This is a genomic window from Rhodopseudomonas sp. NSM, from assembly GCF_052445935.1.
Lineage (GTDB): Bacteria > Pseudomonadota > Alphaproteobacteria > Rhizobiales > Xanthobacteraceae > Rhodopseudomonas.
In genome coordinates, this window is record NZ_JBQTCH010000009.1 from 115,613 (window position 1) to 137,666 (window position 22,054).

Sequence of the window (22,054 nt, forward strand, 5' to 3'; positions counted from 1 at the left end):
ACCATCGCCTGATGCTGACCGTTTCCGACCTGACAAAATCCTATCGCTCCGGACAGGACAGCGTCGCGGTGCTGCGCGGCGTGGATTTCGCGCTCGCCGCCGGCGAGAGCGTGGCGCTGACCGGCGAATCCGGCAGCGGCAAAAGTACGCTGCTGCATCTGATCGCCGGACTCGACCAGCCCGACGGCGGCCGGATCGCCTACGGGGACGTGACGATCTCGACTCTGGCGGATGCCGGGCGCGCCGCGTTCCGCCGCGAGCGGCTGGGTCTGGTGTTTCAGCAGTTCAACCTGATCCCGAGTCTCACCGTCGCCGACAATCTGTCGTTCCAGTCGCGGCTCGCCGGCCGCCACGACGCGCAATGGCAGGCCGAACTGATCGAGCGGCTGGGGCTCGGCGCGTTGCAGAAGCGCTATCCGGAGCAGCTCTCCGGCGGCCAGCAGCAGCGCGTCGCGATCGGCCGCGCGCTCGCGGTCAAGCCCGTGCTGCTGCTCGCCGACGAGCCGACCGGCAATCTCGACGAGGCCACCGCCGACGACGTGATGGCGCTCGCCAACGATCTGGTCCGCCGCACCGGCTGCGGCTTCCTGATGGTGACGCACAGCGAGCGGCTCGCCGCCATGCTGGACCGAAGGGTGCATCTGCATGCGGGGCTGATCCGTTGAGGCGGTCGCTGTGGATCCTCGCGGTGCTGCTCAGCCACTGGCGGCGCCATCCGCTGCAACTCGCCACATTGCTGATCGGCCTGATTTCCGCGACCGCGCTGTGGAGCGGCGTGCAGGCGCTGAACGCGCAGGCGCGGACCAGCTACGACCGCGCCGCGGCGACGCTCGGCGGCGCCCGCACCGCGACGCTGGTCGCGCCCGACAGCGAACACTTCCCCCAGCAATTATTCGTCGACCTGCGCCGTGCCGGCTGGCCGGTGTCGCCGGTGATCGAAGGACAGGTCCGGGTCGGCGGGCGCACGCTGCGGCTGCTCGGGATCGAGCCGCTGTCGATGCCGGTCGAAGCCAGCGCCGCGCCGGCGATCGGCACCGCCAATCTGCAGGGCTTCATCCTGCCGCCCGGCCAGACGCTGCTGTCGCCGGACACGCTCGCCGCGCTGCAGCTGGCCGAGGGTGCGACGCCGTCGATCAGCAATGGCGGCCGACTGCCGCCGCTGAAACCGCAGGCCGAAGTCGCGCCGGGCGTGCTGGTGGTCGACATCGGCTTCGCGCAGACCCTGCTCGGCCTGCCCGACCAGGTGTCGCGGCTGCTGATCGGCAATAAGCCGGCGGCTTCGCGAACGCCGCTGCATGACGTCGTGGGCGACAAGCTCAAGCAGGTCGAGCCCGACACCGAGACCGACCTCGAACGCCTGACCGACAGTTTTCATCTCAACCTCACCGCCTTCGGCCTGCTGTCGTTTCTGGTCGGACTTTTCATCGTCAATTCGGCGATCGGTCTCGCCTTCGAGCAGCGCCGGCCGATGCTGCGGACGCTGCGCGCCTGCGGCGCCTCGGCGCGGATGCTGAACAGCGTGATGGTGATCGAGCTGACGCTGATCGCGCTCATCGCCGGCCTGATCGGGCTGGTCTGCGGCTACATCATCGCCGCGACGCTGCTACCCGACGTCGCCGCCAGCCTGCGCGGCCTGTATGGCGCTCAGATCCCGGGCGAGTTGTCGCTGAAGCCGCAATGGTGGCTGGCCGGCATCGCGATCAGTATCCTCGGCGCGCTGGCCGCCGCCTCCGCGAGCCTGATCAAGGCGGCGCGGATGCCGGTGCTCGCCGCCGCGCAGGCGTTCGCCTGGCAGCAGGCGCAGCAGCGCTGGCTGCTGATCCAGGGCAGCGTGGCGCTTCTCGTCTTCGCCGCGGCGGCCGGCTTCCTGCTGTTCGGCGATTCACTGGTCTCCGGCTTCGCCGTGCTCGCCGCGATCCTGCTCGGCGCCGCATTGGGATTGCCGGCGGTGCTCGGCCTGGCGCTGGCGCTCGGCGAACGCGGCGCGCAACGCCCGCTGATCAAATGGTTCTGGGCCGACAACCGGCTGCAGCTCTCCGGCCTGTCGCTCGCTTTGATGGCGCTGCTGCTGGCGCTCGGCGTCAATATCGGCGTCGGCACCATGGTGGAGAGCTTCAGCCGCACCTTCGTGCGCTGGCTCGACGGCCGGCTCACCGCCGAGGTCTATCTCAACGCCGCCAATGATGCGCAGGCGACCGAGATCAAGGCGTGGGTGAAGCAGCGGCCGGAAGTGACCGCGCTGCTGCCCGGCGCGCGCGCCGAGGTGAAGCTCGACGGCTGGCCGGCAGAGGTCATCGGCTTCGCCGATGATCCGACCTATCGCGACCACTGGCCGTTGCTCGAACAGAGCCGCGACGTCTGGGACGCGGTCGCACGCGGCGAAGCGGCCTTGATCAGCGAGCAATTGTCGCGGCGGATGAAGCTCAGCCTCGGCGATCGCATCGCGGTGCCGACCGGCAAGGGGCCGTGGCCGCTCACCGTCGCGGCGATCTACGCGGATTACGGCAATCCGCGCGGCCAGATCGGCGTCGCCTATGAGGCGCTGATCGCGCGCTTTCCCGACGTGGCGCAGACCCGGTTCGGGCTGCGGGTCGATCCTTCCCGCGTGCCGGCGCTGGTCGACGATCTGCGCGCGACGTTCAGGCTCGACAATCGCAGCCTCGCCGATCAGGCGACGCTGAAGACCGAATCGAAGCGGATCTTCAACCGCACCTTCGCGGTGACGGCGGCGCTGAACGCCTTCACGCTCGGCATCGCCGGCGTGGCGCTGCTGACGAGTCTCCTGACGCTCGGCAATTCGCGGCTGCCGCAGGTCGCGCCGCTGTGGGCGATCGGCATCACCCGGCGCAAGCTCGCCTTCATTGAATTGATGAAGACGCTGTCGATGGCCGCGCTCACCGCGCTGCTGGCGCTGCCGCTCGGGCTGCTGGTGGCGTGGTGTCTGATCGCGGTGGTCAACGTCAAGGCCTTCGGCTGGCGGCTGCCGTTCGAGGTCTTCCCGTGGGAGCTCTTGAAACTGCTCGGCGTCGCCTTGCTGGCGTCGCTGATCGCGGCGGCGCTGCCGATCCTGAAGCTGCTGCGGATGCAGCCGGCGCAACTGGTGAAGGTGTTCGCCGATGAGCGCTAGCCGCCCGATCTCACGCCGCGCCGTCGCCGGCGGCCTGCTCGCGCTCGGCCTCGGTGGTCCGCGCGCGCTGGCGCAGGGTTTTGCCGGGCTCGGCAGCGACGCCGGCGAGTTTGCGCCTGTCGTGCCGGGACGGATACTGAGCTTTCCGGCCGACCACGGCGCGCATCCGGATTTCCGCATCGAGTGGTGGTACCTCACCGCGAATCTGCAGGACGCCGGCGGCAAGGCTTACGGCGTGCAATGGACGCTGTTCCGGCAGGCGATGACGCCCGGCCCGCAACGCGACGGCTGGGCCAATCAGCAGGTCTGGATGGCGCATGCGGGGCTCACCAGCGCCGAGACGCATCGCTACGCCGAGAAATTTTCCCGCGGTGGCATCGGACAGGCCGGGGTCACTGCCGCACCGTTTCGCGCGGCGATCGACGACTGGGCGATGCAAGGCGGCGAGGCGATGAACGCATCCACGCTGGCGCCGCTCGAGGTCAACGCCGCGGGATCGGACTTCAGCTACCGGCTGCGGCTGACTGCCGAGCGGCCGCTGGTGCTGCAGGGCGACAAAGGCTTTTCGCGCAAATCCGACCGCGGCCAGGCCTCGTATTACTACAGCCAGCCGTATTTCGCCGCGCGCGGGACGCTGACGATCGACGGCCGGCCGATCGAGGTCAACGGCACCGCCTGGATGGATCGCGAATGGTCGAGCCAGCCGCTCGCCTCCGACCAGACCGGCTGGGACTGGTTCTCGCTGCATCTGGCCTCCGGCGAGAAGGTGATGCTGTTCCGGTTGCGGCAGAGCGACGGCGACGCCTATTTCGCCGGCAACTGGATCGGGCTCGACGGCCGCTCAGAACAGCTCGCCCCGGACGCCATCAAGCTGGAGCCGACCGGCTTCACCGATACCGCCGGACGCAAGCTGCCGACATCCTGGAGTGTCCGTGTGCCGGCGCGCGGTCTTGCGATCGAGACCATTCCGCTCAACCCGAACGCCTGGATGGGCACCAGCTTTCCTTATTGGGAGGGGCCGATCGCGTTCAGCGGCAGCCAGAGCGGCAACGGATATCTTGAGATGACGGGCTATTGAGTTCAATCTGGCGGCAACCGGCGGCTTCAGCCGGACAGAACAAATCATAGCGTTGGGAGCCCTGGGATGTTTCACTACACGACGATCGCGACCCTGCTGGCGTTGATGTTCTATTTCTACACCTCGGTGAACGTCGCCCGCGCGCGAATGCTCTACGGCGTCAAGGCGCCGGCGATCTCGGGCCATCCCGATTTCGAGCGCATCTTCCGGGTTCAGGCCAACACGCTGGAATGGATGCCGATCTTTCTGCCGTCGCTGTGGCTGTTCGCCTATTATCTCAGCGACGCCTTCGCCGCAGCGATCGGCGGCGTCTGGATCATCGGCCGCATCATGTACATGATCGGCTACGCCGATGCGGCGCCGAAGCGTGGCGCGGGCTTCGCGGTGCAGATGGTCGCCGTCGCCGCCCTGTGGGGCGGCTCGGTCTACGGCGTCGTGCATCAGATGCTGGGGGCATAGTCACACCCCGCAATATGTCGTCATGCGCGGGCTCGACCCGCGCATCCATCAACTTCGCAAGACTCTCTCCAGAAGGATGGATGGCCGGGTCGAGCCCGGCCATGACGACTCTTGAACCACGAAGCGAACGAAAAGGCCGGCGCCCGTTGCCGGACGCCGGCCCCCGCAATGGATCGGGTGATTACCTGGTCAGCGGGCAGCCGCTCTCGGCCGCGCTCGGGAACGCCATGTAGCCCTCCACCGTCGAGATCAGCTTGTAGTAATCCCACGGCTTCTTGGACTCCTCCGGCTTCTTCACCTCGAACAGATATAGATCGTGGACGAAGCGGCCGTTGGCCAGCACCTTGCCCTTGGCGAAGGCGTCGTCGACCGGGAGCTTCTTGAGTTTCGCCGCCACCGCTTCGGTGTCCTTGGTGCCGGCGGCCTTCACCGCCTTGAGATAGGACAGCGTCGCCGAATAGGTGCCGGCCTGGATCATGTTCGGCATCCGGTTGGTGCGCTTGAAAAAGCGCTCGGCGAATTCGCGGGACTTGTCGTCGCGGTCCCAGTAATACGCCTCGGTCAGCACCAGGCCCTGCGCCGCCTTGAGCCCCAGGCCGTGCACCTCGGCGACCGTCAGCAGCAGGCCGGCGAGCTTCTGGCCGCCGGCGACGATGCCGAATTCCGACGCCTGCTTGATCGAATTGGCGGTGTCGAGGCCGGCATTGGCGAGGCCGACGATCTTGGCCTGCGAGCTCTGCGCCTGCAGCAGGAACGACGAGAAGTCCGACGAATTCAGCGGGTGGCGGACCGAGCCGAGCACCTTGCCGCCATTGGCCTTGACGACTTCGCTGGTGTCCTTTTCCAGCGCATAGCCGAAGGCATAGTCCGCGGTGAGGAAGAACCACGAGTCGCCGCCCGCCTTCACCAGCGCGCCGCCGGTGCCCACCGCGAGCGCATGCGTATCATAGGCCCAGTGGAAACCGTAGGGCTGGCAGGCGTCGCCGGTGATGCGCGAGGTCGCGGCGCCGACCACGATGTCGATTTTCTTCTTTTCCTTCGAGAGGTCCTGGATCGCCAGCGCCACCGATGACGTGGTCAGCTCGGTGATCATGTCGACGCCATCGACGTCGTACCATTTGCGCGCGATCGCGACCGCGTTGTCGGGTTTGTTCTGATGGTCGGCGGAGACGATTTCAATCTTCTGGCCGAGCACCTCGCCGCCGAAATCCTCGACCGCCATCCTGGCGGCTTCGAGCGACCACTTGCCGCCGTAGTCCGCATAGACGCCCGACTGATCGTTGAGGATGCCGATCTTGACGCCCTGCGCGGACGCCGGCTCGAGGGCGAACAGGGCGCTGGCCGCCAGCGCGGCCGACAACAGCTTGACGTTCATCGCGTGTACCTCCCGGACTTTTTTGGTTGGCGGCACACTATTCAAGAAGCCGGCGGCTGCCCAGCGGATTCTGGCTTGCGGCGGCGCGGCGGGACTACGAGCCCGAGCCGCGTCGTCACCATCTCGCCGCGTCGAACTTGTAGGCCGCCTGCAGGAAAGTTCCGTAGCGTTCGGTCCGCGTCGGCAGGGTCTGGCACGGACACTCCGAGCCGAAAATGTTGGTGTAGGCATTGGTGGTCGCCCACATCGCCCAATAGCGCGCGCCGGCGCCGACGCTGAAGGCGTTCGTGACCTGATACGACAGGATCGCCTCGAGCTGCACGCCCTGCCCGGTTCCCTGCTCCGGCGAGACGGTATCGGTCACATCGGTGCGCATCACGTGGTTGTCGGTGCCGAACATCTTCACATAGGGCAGATAGGCCGCGTCCGCCGACAGCTTCAGTCCGCGGCCGAGTCCGAGCTCGCCGTTGAAGCCGACCCGGAGCGAATGCCAGGTGTCGTTTTCGGTCATGGCCAGAACGGTATTCGAGATCGGCGAGCCGCAGATCTGCGACGCGGTCGCGCCGGCGGTCTGCACGCAGCCATAGGCGGATTTGTTCTCGCGATAGTAATTGTAGCCGACGAAGCCGCCGAATTTGTAATCCGGCCCGCGCAGCAGATTGTAGCCGACGTCGAGCGTCGCATAGGCGATGCTGCCCTTCACCGGATCGTGGAACGTGTTGGAATAGGGGATGCCGTCGGTGGCGATCCAGTCCTCGTCGTTCATGTGGCCGCTCGTCAGAGTCCCGCCGCCGGCGAAGCCCTTGAGGAAGGTGTCGTAGGGACCATCGACGCGACCGAAGACTTCGCCCGACGCCGCCGTGCTCTGATAGGTCAGCCGCGAGATCAGGATGTTCTGCTGGCCCTGATCGTAGGTCGCGCCGAGGTCTTTCTGGAAGCGTCCCGAGCTGTACCAGACCCGGCCGCCGATCTCGATCGCGCCGCGCTCGACGTTGTCGTCGGCCACCTGCGTGCCACGCAAGTGGTAGTCGTCGAAGCGCGCATCGACGTCTCCGCCGAATTTGAGGTTGAGGCCGACCTTCACCGCATGCAGATCCTGGGCGACCTTGCTGACGCCTTGCGGCGTGGCGAAATAGCCGACGCCCGGCAACAGCCGGTAGCTCGCAGGCGTCGCCGTCTCGCTGCTGCCGAAATTCGCATAGTCGTATTCGAACTTGACCGACCAGGCCGGCGCCAGCGCCCGCTCGATGCCGGCGCCCGCGGTCCAGCCCCAGCGGCCGTCATTGTTCTCGGTCGACCATCCGATCGGATAGCCGGTGGTGATGTCGAGCCGCTCGCGGAGAAAGGCTGCGCCGCCTTTGGCGTAGAGCAGCGTGCGGCCACCGGGACCGGTCACGAGGCCGGCGCGGCCCGTCAAGGTTGCCATCGCATCCTGCCTGACGCGGCAGTTCGCCGAGATGAACAGGCCGGACGACACCATGCAGCTTTGGGTACCGTTGCCGTTCATCGCGCTGAGATCGGCCTCGACGCCGACCAGCCAATTGGCGTTCGGCTGATAATTGTAGCCGAGCTGAATGCCGGCGAGCGCCGCCGGGCTGCGGACGCTGCCGCCATAGAGGCCGGGGCCGGCGGGATCGCTGAAGCTGGTCTGCCCGAAGCTGCCGCCGAGATGGGCGCCCCAATACAGGCCGGTCCAGCTCCACAGCACCGGCGCGGCGGAGGGTAGAGGCAGCCGCGGCAGATCGGCGGCGGCTGCGGTTCCTGCGGCCAGCATCAGCATGGCCGTGGTCGAAGCGAAAAGACGCATGGGTTCACACAACTGGTCAGCGTTACAATGCCGACCAAAATGCAACCCAGGGATTAAAAATCCGGTAACCCTGTTTATTAGCTAGCAGCTAACCATGCGCAACAAGCCCGCGCAGCACCAGCCGGTTGAGGCGGCCGGCAAAGGCGGCGGGGTCATCGGGCAATTCGCCGTCGAGGATCTGCGCCTGTTCCAGCAGCAGGAACGACAGGTCGGTGGCGTCGGCCTTGTCGGCCCTGGTGTCGGCCAGGGCAGCGACCAGCGGATGGCCGAGATTGATTTCGAGCACCGGTTTGGTGCCGGCGCCCTTGTTGGCGCGGGCCAGCATCTTCTCCAACTCGCGATCCGGGCCGAAGCCGCCGGCGACGAGGCACGACGCGCTCGACGTCAGCCGCTGCGACGCCTTGACGTCGCTGACGCGATCGCCGAGCGCGTCCTTGACCACCGCAATCACGGTCGCCTCGTCGGCCTTGGCCTCGTCCTTGGTCTCGGCCTCCTTGTCGGAGTCGAGTTTCGGGATCAGGTCGAAATTGATGTCGCCCTGGCTCAGCGACTTCAGCGGCTTGCCGCCGAAATCGAGCTGGCCGGAGGTCCAGAACGCATCGACCGCGTCGGTCAGCAGCAGCACCTCGATGCCGCGCGCGGTCGCGGACTCCAGCTTCGGGTTGGACTTCAGCCGCTCGATCGAATCGCCGACCAGATAATAGATCTCGGTCTGGTTCTCCTTCATCGCCTCGACATATTGCGACAGGGTGCGGTTCTCGCCGGCCGTCGTGGTGAAGCGCGCCAGCGACAGCAGTTTCTCGCGGCGCTCGTAGTCCTCGTACAGGCCTTCCTTGATCACCGGACCGAACGCGTCCCAGATCTTGGCGAATTGCTCGGGCTGCTTGTCGGCGAGACTGTCGAGTTCGCCGATCACCTTGCCGGTGACCGCCTTGCGGATCTGCGCGAGCTGCGGATTGTTCTGCAGCATCTCGCGCGACAGGTTCAGCGGCAGGTCTTCGCTGTCGATCACGCCGCGCAGGAAGCGCAGATAGGGCGGCAGCAGATCGGCGTCTGCGGTGATGAAGACGCGGCGGACATAGAGCTTGATCTTGCCCTTGCGCTCCGGCTCGAACAGGTCGAACGGCTTGGACGACGGCGCGAACAGCATCACCGCATAGGACTGCCGGCCCTCGGCGCGGTAGTGCAGCGTCATCGCCGGCTCGTCGAAGGCGCCGGCGATCTGCTTGTAGGCCTGCTTGTAGTCCTCTTCGGTCAGTTCGGATTTCGAGCGCTGCCACAACGCGCTGGCCGAATTGATCTGGCGCGGCTCGCCCTCTTCGGGCACCAGCTCGATCGGAAACTGGATGTTGTCGGAGTACTCGGAGACGATCCGCTCGATCTGATACGCTTCGAGATATTTGGCGGCCTCGGGCTTCAGATGCAGCACGATCTCGGTGCCGCGCTCGACGCGGGCCGCGGCTTCCTCGGAGGCCGGCGCGATCTCGAAGCCGGAGCCGCCCGACGACGACCAGGTCCAGGCCTCGGCCGAGCCGGCGCGGCGGCTGGTGACGACGATGCTGTCGGCGACCATGAAGGCGGCGTAGAAGCCGACGCCGAACTGGCCGATCAGCCCGGCGCCGTCCTTGGCCTCGGTCAGCTTGGTGAGGAACGATTTGGTGCCGGATTTGGCGATGGTGCCGAGATTGTCGATCAGCTCCTGGCGGTCCATGCCGATGCCGTTGTCGATCACGGTCAGCGTGTCCGGGGCCTTCTTCGGCACGATCCGGATCTTCGGCTCGCCGCCGTCCTGCATCAGCGCAGGGTTTGCGATCGACTCGTAACGCAGCTTGTCGAGCGCGTCGGAGGCATTGGAGATCAGTTCGCGCAGGAAGATGTCGGTCTCGGAATAGACCGAGTGCACCATCAGGTTCAAAAGCTCGGCCACTTCGGCCTGGAACGGCTTCGTCTCGCTGGCGGTATCAATCGTGGTCATGAGGGACGCTCGATCCTGAACAAAGGTGAATGGGAAGACCCGGATATAGCGCGCGGAAGGATGATGGCAAGGCGGGGGTGTTGGGGGATCAACGCCGTGCCCCGGACGCTGCGCAGCGCGCCGCCCCCTTCGCGACGTGGTGCGCTGCAGATCCGGGGCCCCGGTTTGGCGAGGTCGCAGAAGCAACCGGGATCCCGGGTCTGCGAAGCGGCATAAGGATGCCGCATCGCGCCCGGGAAACGGGTTGCGAGGCGAACTACGCGCTCGCCACCGCCGCGCCGCAGCTCGCTTTCAGGCCGCCGAGGTCGGAGCGCGTGAGCTGCAGCGTCCAGCCATAGGCTTCGAGCACGTCCTGCACGATCGCGAGGCCGAGGCCGGCGCCTTCGCCGCGCTGGTCGAGGCGGATGCCGCGCCCCAGCACCGTGGCGCAGGCGGCCTCGTCGATGCCGTCGCCGTCATCCTCGATCTCGATGCGGAAGCCGTCCGAGTCGCAGGCGGTGCCGATGCGGACGCGGCTGCGGGCGTGGCGCACCGCATTGTCGAGCAGATTGCCGAGCACCTCGGCGAGATCGGCGCGGTCGAGCGGCACCGAAACATAGTTGGCGATCTGCGCGTCGAACGCGATCCGCCGGCCGGCCGGGGTGCGCGACTGGATCGTCACCAATGAGCGCACCAGCGGCGCGAGGTCGACAGTGACGCTTTCGCCGCGGCGGGCGTCGCCGCGCAGCCGGGCGCGCGCCAGCTCGCGATCGACATGGCGGCTCATCGCGCTGCCGACCGCCTCGATGTCGCGGGCGAGCTTGTCCTCGCCGCGGTCGCGCAGCCGCGCGGCGTCGGCGGCGAGCGCCGCGAGCGGCGTCTTCAGTCCGTGGGCGAGATCGGCGGCGCGGTCGCGCGAACGCTCGATCTCGCGCGCCTGGGCGTCGAGCAGCGCGTTGACCTCCTCGACCAGCGGCCGCACCTCGTCCGGCACCGCGGCGGGCAGCCGATGCCGCCGGCCGGAGCGGATGTCGGCGATGCCGTCGCGCAACGCCCCGAGCGGCCGCAGCCCGAGCACCACCTGCACCGACGTCGCGAGCGCCAGCACCGCGCCGAGAATCCCGAGCGCGATCATCAGGTCGCGCGCGAACGCCCGGCCGGCGGCGTTGACCCGCGCCAGATCGACCGCGACCGCGGCACGGATCGGCACCGGCTTGCCGGCGATGGTGAGAATCACCTGGCGCTCGACGATCGACAGCCGCGCGCCGGCCGGGCCGGCGATGTCGTGATGATGGATCTCGCCCGGGCCGGGCTGATCGATCGGCACCGTCAGCCGGTCGTCCCACAGCGAGCGCGAGCGCAGCAGCCGGTCGTGGTCGTCGCCGACCTGCCAGTACAGCCCCGACAGCGGCTCGGCGAAGCGCGGATCGGTCGGCGACCGCGCCAGCACCAGCCGGCCGTCCGGTCCGGCCTCGACGCCGGCGATCAGTTGCTTCAGCGAGACATCGAGGTCATCGGCGATGGTGCGGGTGACGTGGCGTTCGAACAGGATGGTGAGCGCGATGCCGGCGATGCTGAGCGCGATCAGGATCGCCGCGGCGCCGCCGGCGATCAGCCGCAGCCGCAGCGAATGCCGCGTCACGTGCCGTCCCCGGGCACGATGTAGCCGAAGCCGCGCCTCGTCTCGATCAGCTCGGGGCCGAGCTTCTTGCGGACGCGGCCTACCAGCACCTCGATGGCGTTGGAATCATGCGCGTCGTCCTGGCCGTAGATGTTCTCGTTGAGCTCGAACTGCGACACCACCCGGCCGCGATGCAGCACCAGATACGACGCGAGCCGATATTCCAGCGGCGACAGCGCCACCTTCTGGCCGCGCAGGCTGACCTGCATCTGGCGCTCGTCGAGGGTGAGGTCGCCGATGCAGACCACCGAGGAGGCGTGACCGGCCGAGCGCCGCACGATCGAGCGCAGCCGCGCCAGCAGCTCCTCCATCTGGAACGGCTTCGGCAGATAATCGTCGGCGCCGGCGTCGATGCCGTCGACGCGCTCGGCCCAGCTTCCCCGCGCGGTCAGGATCAGCACCGGGGTGAGGCGGCCGGCTTCGCGCCAGCGCTTGAGGATGGTCAGCCCGTCGAGCCGCGGCAGGCCGAGGTCGAGGATGATCGCGGCGTAATCCTCGGTATCGCCGCGAAACCACGCCTCCTCGCCGTCGGCGACGCATTCGGCGATATAGCCGGCCTCGGTGAGTCCGCGCGCGAGATCCGCCGCGATCCGGCGATCATCCTCCGCCACCAGCAACCGCATCACTTTTCCCTGGTCTTCCGGATCTCGCCGCTCTGCGGGTCGACATAGACCTCGAACAGCCGCCCATTCTTGTCGACCACGATAAATTCGTACAGCCACTGGCCGTGGCGGCGCTCGATTTCGACGCCGGTGATCTCGCCGGGGAGCTTGTCGCGAACCATCGTCAGCAATTCGGCGAGCGGGCGGATTTCGCCGCGCTGCACCGCGAGCCGGGCCTCGTCGTGGTCGTGGCGGCCATGATCGTGGCCGTGGTCGTGCGCCAGCGCGCCGCCGGCCATCGCCGCCAGCATCAGCCCGGCCACCAGCGGACGAAACCGCACCATCGCCACGTCGCTATCCTTCTGAAAATGTCGATCGGGCGGCAGCATCGGCCAAGGCGGCTGACGGCTCGCTGACATCGATCAACGCCGGGCGCGGCGATCAGGACAAGGCAGCGGCTAACGGCCCTTGCCCGCGAACAGCGGCCGCAGCACGCCGGCGACCAGGCCGGCGGCGATCAACAGACCGACGACCGGGATCCACAGCAGGAAGGCGCCGAGCAGCAGCACCAGCACCACGGCGATCACCGCGCCGATCCCCAGCGCCAGCATGAACAGGCCGAACGGGCCGATCTTGCCGACGAAAATCTGTTCTGTGGTGGTCTGGTCGATGAACACCCGCGTGCCCCGCGGATCGTGGGACTCGCCGGGCGGAATGATCTCGGGCTCGAAGCGCGGCCGCTCCGGCTGTTTGGGTTGGTCGGTCATGTGCAACGTCCTTGCGCGCCGGGATCGCTTCCCCGGCACGAGCGCCGAGAATAGCCGCTTGGGCGGCGGGAGCGAGCGGTTTCGTCAGAACCGTGCGTGACCTTCGGCCGCGCGCAGGCGACGGGCGTCACATCGGGTATCGGGCTGCGGCTCCGGGTTCGTGAGATGAACTCACGACGCCGGCAACGGTTCCTGATCGCGCGCCACCCGCTCCGGGAATGCCGCCGCCAGCGACGCGCGGTCCGGCTTCAGCACGCCGCGCTCGGTGATCAGGCCGGTGACGAGGCGGGAGGGCGTGACGTCGAAGCCGTAATTGGCGACCTTCGAACCCTGCGGCACGATCCGCACGGTCTCGATCCGGCCGTCGGCGGTGCGCCCGGTCATGTCGGTGACCTCGGCGGCGTCGCGCTGCTCGATCGGAATCTCGCGCACGCCGTCATGGATGGTGAAGTCGATCGTCGGCGACGGCAATGCCACGTAGAACGGCACATCGTTGTCGCGCGCCGCGAGCGCCTTGAGGTAGGTGCCGATCTTGTTGCAGACGTCGCCGTCGGCGGTGACGCGGTCGGTGCCGACGATGCAGAGATCGACCATGCCGTGCTGCATCAGATGGCCGCCGGTGTTGTCCGGGATCACCGTGTGATCGACGCCGTGATGGCCGAGCTCCCAGGCGGTGAGCGAGGCGCCCTGATTGCGCGGCCGGGTCTCGTCGGCGTAGACGTGGATCGCGATGCCCTTGTCGAACGCCTGATAGATCGGCGCGGTCGCGGTGCCCCAGTCGACGGTGGCGAGCCAGCCGGCGTTGCAATGCGTCAGCACGTTGACGCGCTCGCCGGGCTTCTTGGTCGCGGCGATGGCCTCGATCAGCTTCAGCCCGTGGGCGCCGATCGCCCGGTTGATGGCGACGTCCTCGTCGGCGATAGCACTGGCGCGGGCATAGGCGGCGGCAACGCGATCGGCCGGCTTCACCGGGGCGAGCGCGCGGCGCATTTCGTCGAGCGCCCATTTCAGGTTGATCGCGGTCGGCCGCGTCGCGATCAGCTTGTTGTAGGCGATGTCCAGCGCCGCGTCGGAGGCGTCCTCGCGCATCGCCAGCGCCACGCCGTAGGCCGCGGTCGCCCCGATCAGCGGCGCGCCGCGCACCAGCATCGAGCGGATCGCGTCGGCCGCGCGGTCGCTATTGGTGAGTTTCGCGACGACATACTCATGCGGCAACCGGCGCTGATCAATCGCCGCGACGGTCCAGCCGTCGGGCTGGAGCCAGATGGAGCGGGTATGAGTGCCGTCGACTTTCATCTTGGTCCAATGATCCGGATTACGGCTTCGGGCGCGACCGCCACGAGGCATCGACCCGCCTGACATGCCAAGCCAGCAACAGCGCCGCAACCAAGACCATCGAAGGGACCGCCAGGAGATAAAGCACGTCGCTCATCGGATCTGCCTCAGAAAGCCTCTTCCGATCAAATGTAGGAGGAAGGCGACGCAGATACAACCGAACCCCACGACGAGGAATTCCGCCTTGGACAGAATCGGGTTCGTCGACAGCAGCGACAGGCCGGGCGCGAAGACGCCTGCGGCGATCAGGCCGATGCCGAGATTGCTGATGAATCCTGCCGAGAACTTGAGCAGTTCATTCTTCGCAGCCTGGCTGGGCTCGGTCATGGCTTACCATTCCCGCATATGACGTCGGACTCTACGTCTTCAGGATCCGCCCCGCCACTGCATCGAGTTTCTTCAGCAGTTCCGGATCGCGCGCATCCGGCTGGGTGATCAAAGCGGTGTCGAGCGCGCGGTCGGAGCCGATCGGGCATTCCTCATGCTCGCGCGGGAAGTCCTGGGCCAACCGCGCCACCAGGCTCTTGGCCTTCTCGGCATTGGTGGTCAGCACCCGGATGATGTCCTGCACCGTGACGGCGTCGTGGTCGGGGTGCCAGCAGTCGAAATCGGTCACCATCGCCACGGTCGCGTAGCAGATCTCCGCCTCGCGGGCGAGCTTGGCCTCCGGCATGTTGGTCATGCCGATCACCGAATAGCCGAGCTGCTTGTAGGTGACGCTCTCGGCGTAGCTGGAGAATTGCGGGCCTTCCATGCAGAGGTAGGTGCCGCCGCGCGCGAAAGCGATGCCTTCGGCCTCGGCGGCGGCGGCGAGATGGATGCGCAGCCGCGGGCTCACCGGATGCGCCATCGAGACGTGGGCGACGCAGCCGCGTCCGAAGAACGAACTCTCGCGCTTGTAGGTGCGGTCGACGAACTGATCGACCAGCACGAAGGTGCCGGGCGGCAGTTCTTCCTTGAACGAGCCGCAGGCCGACAGCGAGATCAGGTCGGTGACGCCGGCGCGTTTCAGCACGTCGATATTGGCGCGGTAGTTGATGTCGGAGGGCGACAGCCGATGGCCCTTGTCGTGGCGCGGCATGAACACGATCGGCAGACCCGCGATATTGCCGCGCCGCACCGCCGAGGACGGCTCGCCCCACGGGCTCGCGATCGCCTCCTCGCGGACGTCCTCCAGCCCCGGCAAATCATAAATGCCGGATCCGCCGATGATGCCGAGTACCGCCCTGGTCATGCCCTGTCTCCCACCACGTTCCGGGCGCATTCAACATGGGCGCGGGTGATCGACAACCCCCATATCCGGCGTATCCGCCAAACGTCTCATGTTACCGACGACTTGCGTCAGCAAGCTACCGGACGCGCGACGATTTTTCTTGTTCCGGATCGCCGCGCGGCTGCTAGGATCGGCGCCAAGGCCTCGCAAAAGCGGCCAGCTTGGGAGTGAAAAAACGTGCAAACGGGACGCGTCGTGTTCGGCGCCATGGAGGAAGTCGTTTACGGGCAGCCGGCGGCGGCGGCGGTCGCTGCCCAGATTGACCGGATCGGCGCGCGTCGCGCGCTGCTGATGGTCTCCGGTACCCTCAACAGAACCACTGACGAAATCGCCAAGGTGCGGGACGCGCTCGGCGCCCGCTGCGCCGGGTTGTTCGACGCGATGCCGGCGCATACGCCGCGCGCGGCGGTGATCGCCGCGACCAATCAGGCGCGCGGCATCGATGCCGACCTGATCGTCACGGTCGGCGGCGGCTCGATCACCGACGGCGCCAAGGCGGTGCAGATCTGCCTCGCCAACAATATCAGCACCGTGGCGGAGATGGACCGCGTCGCCAATCGGCCGTCGCCGATCGCGCCGACCGTTCGGCAGATCAGCGTGCCGACCACGATCTCCGGCGGCGAGTTCAGCGCCATGGCGGGCGTCACCAACGAGGCGACGCGGGTCAAGGAGAAATTCGCGCATCCTTTGGTGATGCCGCGCGCCGCCATCCTCGATCCCGCGATCACGCTGCACACGCCCGAATGGCTGTTCCTGTCGACCGGGATCCGCGCGGTCGACCATTGCGTCGAGGCGATCTGTTCGCGCGAGGCGCATCCCTATGGCGACGCGCAGGCGCTGAAGGGGCTATCGATGCTGGCGCAATCGCTGCCGCGGGTGAAGGCCGATCCGACCGATCTCGACGCCCGGCTCGACTGCCAGATCGGCACCTGGCTGTCGATGGGCGCGCTGTCGTCAGGAGTTCCAATGGGCGCCAGCCACGGCATCGGCTACGTGCTCGGCGCGGTGTTCGATGTGCCGCACGGCCACACCTCCTGCATCATGCTGCCGGCGGTGATGCGCTGGAACAAGACCGCCAACCGCGAGCGCCAGGCGCTGGTCGCCGCCGCGATGGGCCATCCCGGCCAGGACGCCGGCGATGTGCTCGACGCGCTGATCCGCGTGCTCGGGATGCCGCGCAGCCTGCGCGAGGTGAATGTCGGCCCCGAACATTTCGAGCGCATCGCCAATCAGGCGATGGGCACGCCATGGGTGCCGCGCAACCCCCGCCAGATCGACGGTCCCGCGCAGGTGCGCGAGATACTGGAGCTGGCGGCGTAAGCGACGCGCGCATGCTCCCCTCGGGACGAACAACGATGACTCCGTCATTGCGAGCGCAGCGAAGCAATCCAGAAGCTCAGTGCACGTCGCTGGATTGCTTCGTCGCTCCGCTCCTCGCAATGACGACGGAAGATCAGAAGCTCAGGCACGCATCAGCACGAGGGACACGATGTACACCGGACAGTTCGCCAAGACCCATCCCGACCGCCCCGCTTTCATCATGGCCTCGACCGGCGCGGCCGTGAGCTATGCCGAGCTCGAGGCTCGCAGTAATCGTCTCGCGCATCTGCTGCGCAACCACGGCCTGAAGCGGCTCGATCATTTCTCGATCTTCATGGAGAACAACGACCGCTACCTCGAAGCCTGCGGCGCCGGCGAGCGCACCGGCTCGTACTACACCTGCGTCAATTCGTATCTCACCGCGGCCGAGCTGGTCTACATCCTGACCAACAGCGACTCCAAGGCGCTGATCACCTCGAAAGCCAAACTCGACATCGCCCGCGAGGCGCTGAAGGACTGCCCCAACGTGACGCTGTGCGTGGTGGCCGATGGCGACGGCGAGAGTGAGCGCATCGTCGGCCTCGCCGAGGCCACCAAAGGCCTGCCCGACACGCCGGTCGATGACGAGAGCCTCGGCACCGCGATGCTGTATTCGTCCGGCACCACCGGCCGGCCCAAGGGCATCCTGCGGCCGCTGCCGGAGCAGCCGCCGTCGCAGCCGCTGCCGCTGTTCCACTTCCTCAACATGCTGTGGAAATATCGCAACGACATGATCTATCTGTCGCCGGCGCCGCTGTATCACTCCGCGCCGCAGGCCGCGGTGGGCCTCACCATCCGCGACGGCGGCACTGTGATCCTGATGGAGCATTTCGATCCGGAGAACTATCTGGCGCTGATCGAGAAGTACAAGGTCACGCACAGCCAGCTGGTGCCGACGATGTTCTCGCGGATGCTGAAGCTGCCCGAGGACGTGCGCAACAAATACGACCTCTCGACGCTGGAAGTCGCGATCCACGCCGCCGCGCCCTGTCCGCCGCAGGTGAAAGAGCAGATGATCAAATGGTGGGGGCCGATCATCCACGAATATTACGGCGCCACCGAAGGGCTCGGCTTCACCGCCTGCAACAGTGAGGAGTGGCTGGCGCATCGCGGCACCGTCGGCAAGGTGATGTTCGGCGACCTGCACATCCTCGACGACCGGATGCAGCCCTGCCCCAAGGGCACGCCGGGGCAGATCTGGTTCAAGACCGCGACGCCGTTCGAATATTTCAACGATCCGGCCAAGACGAACGAGGCACGCTCGGCCGACGGCAGCATGAGCACCGTCGGCGACGTCGGCTATGTCGACGACGACGGCTTTCTGCACCTCACCGACCGCGCCACCTTCATGATCATCTCCGGCGGTGTGAACATCTATCCACAGGAATGCGAGAATCTGCTGATCACCCACCCCAAGGTCGCCGACGCCGCGGTGTTCGGGGTGCCGAACGAGGATCTGGGTGAGGAGGTCAAGGCGGTGATCCAGCCGATGCCGGGCGTCGACCCGGACCTCGATCTGGCGCAGGAACTGATCGCGTTCTGCGGCCAGTCGCTGTCCCGGCAGAAGGTGCCGCGCTCGATCGACTTTCTCGAAGAACTGCCGCGGCTGCCGACCGGCAAGCTCTACAAGAGGCTGCTGCGCGACAAATATTGGGGCAAGGGCGAGTCGCGGATCGTGTGAGTGTGAGGTCTGTTCGTGTGAGGCTGGCCAACCGGCACGGCGCGCTCCCTCTCCCGCTTGCGGGAGAGGGCTGGGGTGAGGGCGACGCGAGGCACTGACTCTGCGTTGTTCGGAGGGGCTTTCCCCCACCCGGATCGCTTCGCGATCCGACCTCCCCCGCAAGCGGGAGAGGTTGCTCAGTGCGCGCGCGCAGGTCTTTTCCAACCGAGACGGCTTGACCGGCGAACATTCTCGCGCCTTGGCGAGAAGAATCGCCTGCGTTGGGGTATAGGCTGCGCATGTCCCCTGTCGCCCACCGATCCGTATGACCCGCTCCGCCCCTCGCGAAACCGCCGCCGACCTCGACGCCCGCGCGCTGTCGGTGCTGAATCACGTGTTCGGCCTGCCCGGCTTTCGCGGCCATCAGGAGGCGATCATCCGCCATGTCGCCGATGGCGGCGATTGTCTGGTGCTGATGCCGACAGGCGGCGGCAAGTCGCTGTGCTACCAGTTGCCCTCCCTGCTGCGCGACGGCTGCGGCATCGTGGTGTCGCCGCTGATCGCGCTGATGCGCGACCAGGTGGCGGGGCTGCTGGAGGCCGGCGTGCGCGCCGCGGCGCTGAATTCGTCGCTGTCCTATGCGGAGGCCGACGCGATCGAGCGGCAATTGCTCGCCGGCGAACTGGATCTCTTGTACGTCGCGCCGGAGCGGCTGCTGACGCCGCGTTGTCTGTCGATGCTGGCGCGCGCCAGGATCGCGCTGTTCGCGATCGACGAGGCGCATTGCGTGTCGCAATGGGGCCACGACTTCCGGCCGGAATATGTCGGCCTGTCGGCGATCGCCGAGAAATTCCCCAACGTGCCGCGGATCGCCCTGACCGCCACCGCGGATGCCTTGACCCGCCGCGAGATCAGCGAGCGCCTCGGCCTCACCGACGCGCCCTGCTTCGTGTCGAGCTTCGACCGGCCGAACATCCGCTACGCCATCGTCGACAAGCAGAACGCGCCGGCGCAGCTCAAGGCCTTCATCGCCGACAAGCATACGGGCCATTCCGGCGTGGTGTATTGCCTGTCGCGCGCCAAGGTCGAGGACGTGGCCGACACGCTGTGCAAGGCCGGCATCGACGCGCTGCCCTATCACGCCGGGCTGCCGGCGGAGATTCGCGCCCGCAACCAGGACCGCTTCATCAACGAGGACGCCGTCGTGATCGTCGCCACCATCGCGTTCGGCATGGGGATCGACAAGCCCGACGTCCGCTTCGTCGCGCATCTCGATCTGCCGAAGAGCATCGAGGCCTATTATCAGGAAACCGGCCGCGCCGGCCGCGACGGCAAGCCGTCGGACGCCTGGATGGCCTACGGCCTCAGCGACATCGTGCAGCAGCGGCGGATGATCGACGAATCCTCCGGCTCGGACGCCTTCAAGCGGGTGTCGATGGGCAAGCTGGACGCACTGGTCGGCCTGTGCGAATCCACCGGCTGCCGCCGCACCCGGCTGCTCGGCTATTTCGGCGAAACGCCGGACCAGCCCCATTGCGGCAATTGCGACAACTGCCTGTCGCCACCGAAGGTGATCGACGGCACGGTGGCGGCGCAGAAGCTGCTGTCCTGCGCCTATCGCACCGGGCAGCGCTTCGGCGCCCAGCATCTGATCGACGTGCTGCTCGGCCGGCTGACCGAACGCGTCGGCCAGTTCAGCCACGACAAGCTCTCGGTGTTCGGCATCGGCGGCGAGTTCAACGAGAAGCAATGGCGGGCGATGATCCGGCAATTGGTGTCGCTCGGGCACCTCGCGCCGGACAGCGAGGCGTTCGGCGCGCTGAAATTCACCGAGAGTTCGCGCACCGTGCTGAAGGGCGAGGCGCAGGTGATGCTGCGCGAGCAGACCGGCGGCCGGCCGCCGCGGGCGAAATCCCGCCGCGGCGATCTGGTCGGCGGCGCGCCGCGCGAGTCGACGGGCGATCCCGAACTGTTCGCGGCGCTGAAGGCGTGGCGCTCCGAGGTGGCGAAGAGCCGTGGCGTGCCGGCCTATGTGGTGCTGCACGACGCCACCATGGACGGCATCGCCGCAGCGCGCCCACGCTCGCTCGACGAACTGCGCGGCATCCCGGGCATCGGCGACAAAAAGCTGGAGCATTATGGCCAGGAATTGCTCGCCCTGATAAATGCTTCAGGCAGCTGAACCGGCTGCCGCGCGGGCGCTCGCCGCGATCACCGATTTTCAGAGAAAGGGTATCGGTGTCCAGCCCATCCCATCTTGCCGCGCTCGACAAGCTCAAGACCCGGATCCAGGCGTTGCGCGGCAAGACCACCGCCAATGGCTGTACCGAGGATGAGGCCCTGTCGGCGGCCGCCAAGGTCGCCGAGTTGCTCGATCGGCACGATCTGTCGCTGAGCGACGTCGAGATCCGCGAGACCCCGTGCGAGCAGATCAGCTTCGAGACGTTTCGCAAGAAGCGGATTCCGCTCGACGATTGCGTCGGCGCGATCGCGCATTTTTGCGATTGCCGGGTCTGGCGCGAGAAGAATCCCGCCGGCGAAAACCGCTACGTGTATTTCGGGCTGCGTTCCGACATCGAGGTCGCACATTATCTGACCGAGCTGATCGACGCCGCGGTGCGCGCCGAACTCGGCCGCTACAAGACCAGTGCCGATTATCGCCGGTTCCGCCATCAGGACCGTCATCTCGCCAACGCCTCCTTCAGCTTCGGCATGGTGGTGTCGATCGGCGACAAGCTGATGGCGATGAAGGCCGCGCGCGACAAGGTCAATGACGGCGCCGGCCGCGGCCTCGTGGTGCTGAAATCCGCGGTGGTCGACGAGGAGTTCTGCAAGCTCGACCTCAAGCTGCGCGCGTCGCGCGGCACCGGCCGGACGGTGTCGATGACGGCCTATGAGGCCGGCGGCAGCGCCGGGGCGAGGCTCACGATCAATCCAGGAATCGGCGCCGATCCGCCCGCCGCGCTGAAGCGTTAGCCGGCGATCGGCCATCGACCACCAAGCATCCGCGTCCCGGGCGCGGCGCAGCACGCAGTGCGGCTCCGCAGAACCGGGACCCCGCTTTGCGCCGATCACCGGGGCCCGGCTCTGCAGCGCACCACGCCGCAAGCGCCGAGCGTTGCACTGCACCCGGGGCACGGGAGGTCGAATCACCGCGATTACGAAAAAGGGGGCCGCGAAGGAGTATCGCGGCGCCCGGCGGCGTCATGACGCTGCGACCCGCACCCGAATCTGCACTCGGCGACTGGTTCAATTCCTGCATTGCCGCCGACAATCAGTTCAGCCGAACGGCCGACGCGGCGGAAACGCTTAGTTTACGGCCAGATCGCCTATCAGGAGATGCGTCAATGCCGCTTTACGGCTTTCATTGTGGGGATTGCGACAAGGACAGCGAGCTGCTGGTCGGGTTTTCCGACAAGCCGCGCTGTCCAAACTGCGACAGCCGGAAGATGCAGCGGCTGGTGTCGCGCGTCGCCGCGCCGGGCAAGAGCAAGTCGCTGGTCAAGGCCGCCCGCGCGCGGGCCGCGCGCGAGGGCCATCTGTCGAATTTCAGCCGCAAGGAACGCGGCGGCTGACG

The 22,054-nt window shown here is 67.2% G+C and carries 19 protein-coding genes; 9 read left to right on the top strand and 10 right to left on the bottom strand.

The window, feature by feature from the left end; genetic code table 11:
- Positions 1–11: 11 nt before the first annotated feature.
- The 4 genes from ACTZWT_RS21005 to ACTZWT_RS21020 all read left to right on the top strand — a co-directional run bounded on the left by ACTZWT_RS21005 (position 12) and on the right by ACTZWT_RS21020 (position 4,664).
- Positions 12–665 (top strand): ABC transporter ATP-binding protein, encoded by a 654-nt coding sequence (locus ACTZWT_RS21005; protein WP_444771621.1) that lies wholly within the window; start codon positions 12–14, stop codon positions 663–665.
- On the top strand, positions 662–3,127 hold the full coding sequence (locus ACTZWT_RS21010) for an FtsX-like permease family protein (protein ID WP_444771622.1): 2,466 nt from the start codon (positions 662–664) through the stop codon (positions 3,125–3,127). The genes ACTZWT_RS21005 and ACTZWT_RS21010 overlap by 4 nt, the downstream gene beginning before the upstream one ends.
- Positions 3,117–4,205: a lipocalin-like domain-containing protein gene (locus ACTZWT_RS21015; protein WP_444771623.1), complete on the top strand. Its 1,089-nt coding sequence runs from the start codon at positions 3,117–3,119 to the stop codon at positions 4,203–4,205. Before ACTZWT_RS21010 ends, ACTZWT_RS21015 begins: the two co-directional genes overlap by 11 nt.
- Positions 4,206–4,271: 66 nt before the next feature.
- Positions 4,272–4,664: an MAPEG family protein gene (locus tag ACTZWT_RS21020; protein ID WP_444771624.1), complete on the top strand. Its 393-nt coding sequence runs from the start codon at positions 4,272–4,274 to the stop codon at positions 4,662–4,664.
- Positions 4,665–4,845: 181 nt separating this feature from the next.
- On the opposite strand, the gene ACTZWT_RS21025 is transcribed toward ACTZWT_RS21020, so the two are convergent.
- The 10 genes from ACTZWT_RS21025 to ACTZWT_RS21070 form a co-directional block, all read right to left on the bottom strand.
- Positions 4,846–6,039 (bottom strand): ABC transporter substrate-binding protein, encoded by a 1,194-nt coding sequence (locus tag ACTZWT_RS21025; RefSeq protein ID WP_444771625.1) that lies wholly within the window; start codon positions 6,037–6,039, stop codon positions 4,846–4,848.
- Positions 6,040–6,154: 115 nt separating this feature from the next.
- Entirely contained in the window at positions 6,155–7,846 is a 1,692-nt protein-coding gene (locus tag ACTZWT_RS21030) for an outer membrane beta-barrel protein (protein ID WP_444771626.1), read from the bottom strand.
- Between the two features lie 88 nt (positions 7,847–7,934).
- Positions 7,935–9,821: a molecular chaperone HtpG gene (htpG, locus tag ACTZWT_RS21035; RefSeq protein ID WP_444771627.1), complete on the bottom strand. Its 1,887-nt coding sequence runs from the start codon at positions 9,819–9,821 to the stop codon at positions 7,935–7,937.
- A gap of 256 nt (positions 9,822–10,077) precedes the next feature.
- On the bottom strand, positions 10,078–11,442 hold the full coding sequence (locus ACTZWT_RS21040) for a sensor histidine kinase (RefSeq protein ID WP_444771628.1): 1,365 nt from the start codon (positions 11,440–11,442) through the stop codon (positions 10,078–10,080).
- On the bottom strand, positions 11,439–12,104 hold the full coding sequence (locus ACTZWT_RS21045) for a response regulator transcription factor (protein ID WP_444771629.1): 666 nt from the start codon (positions 12,102–12,104) through the stop codon (positions 11,439–11,441). Before ACTZWT_RS21045 ends, ACTZWT_RS21040 begins: the two co-directional genes overlap by 4 nt.
- On the bottom strand, positions 12,104–12,394 hold the full coding sequence (locus ACTZWT_RS21050; protein ID WP_444771734.1) for a PepSY domain-containing protein: 291 nt from the start codon (positions 12,392–12,394) through the stop codon (positions 12,104–12,106). Before ACTZWT_RS21050 ends, ACTZWT_RS21045 begins: the two co-directional genes overlap by 1 nt.
- A 147-nt stretch (positions 12,395–12,541) precedes the next feature.
- Positions 12,542–12,850, bottom strand: coding sequence for a hypothetical protein (locus tag ACTZWT_RS21055; protein WP_444771630.1), 309 nt, complete (start codon positions 12,848–12,850; stop codon positions 12,542–12,544).
- A 171-nt stretch (positions 12,851–13,021) separates the two neighbouring features.
- A complete protein-coding gene (gene mtnA / locus ACTZWT_RS21060; RefSeq protein WP_444771631.1) occupies positions 13,022–14,146 on the bottom strand; it encodes an S-methyl-5-thioribose-1-phosphate isomerase in 1,125 nt (374 codons plus the stop codon).
- A 132-nt stretch (positions 14,147–14,278) separates the two neighbouring features.
- Positions 14,279–14,512, bottom strand: a complete 234-nt coding sequence (locus tag ACTZWT_RS21065) for a hypothetical protein (protein ID WP_444771632.1) — start codon at positions 14,510–14,512, stop codon at positions 14,279–14,281.
- Between the two features lie 31 nt (positions 14,513–14,543).
- Positions 14,544–15,419, bottom strand: a complete 876-nt coding sequence (locus tag ACTZWT_RS21070) for an S-methyl-5'-thioadenosine phosphorylase (protein WP_444771633.1) — start codon at positions 15,417–15,419, stop codon at positions 14,544–14,546.
- Between the two features lie 246 nt (positions 15,420–15,665).
- On the opposite strand from ACTZWT_RS21070, the gene ACTZWT_RS21075 reads away from it, so the two are divergent.
- From ACTZWT_RS21075 to ACTZWT_RS21095, 5 genes are all read left to right on the top strand, one after another.
- Entirely contained in the window at positions 15,666–16,778 is a 1,113-nt protein-coding gene (locus tag ACTZWT_RS21075; protein ID WP_444771735.1) for an iron-containing alcohol dehydrogenase, read from the top strand.
- A 169-nt stretch (positions 16,779–16,947) separates the two neighbouring features.
- On the top strand, positions 16,948–18,498 hold the full coding sequence (locus ACTZWT_RS21080) for an AMP-binding protein (RefSeq protein WP_444771634.1): 1,551 nt from the start codon (positions 16,948–16,950) through the stop codon (positions 18,496–18,498).
- 304 nt (positions 18,499–18,802) lie between these two features.
- Positions 18,803–20,659, top strand: coding sequence for a DNA helicase RecQ (gene recQ / locus ACTZWT_RS21085; RefSeq protein ID WP_444771635.1), 1,857 nt, complete (start codon positions 18,803–18,805; stop codon positions 20,657–20,659).
- A gap of 56 nt (positions 20,660–20,715) precedes the next feature.
- The gene (locus ACTZWT_RS21090; protein ID WP_444771636.1) at positions 20,716–21,453 is read left to right on the top strand and encodes a DUF7168 domain-containing protein; all 738 of its coding nucleotides are present in this window, start codon (positions 20,716–20,718) and stop codon (positions 21,451–21,453) included.
- Between the two features lie 371 nt (positions 21,454–21,824).
- A complete protein-coding gene (locus ACTZWT_RS21095; protein WP_444771637.1) occupies positions 21,825–22,052 on the top strand; it encodes an FmdB family zinc ribbon protein in 228 nt (75 codons plus the stop codon).
- Positions 22,053–22,054: the final 2 nt, after the last annotated feature.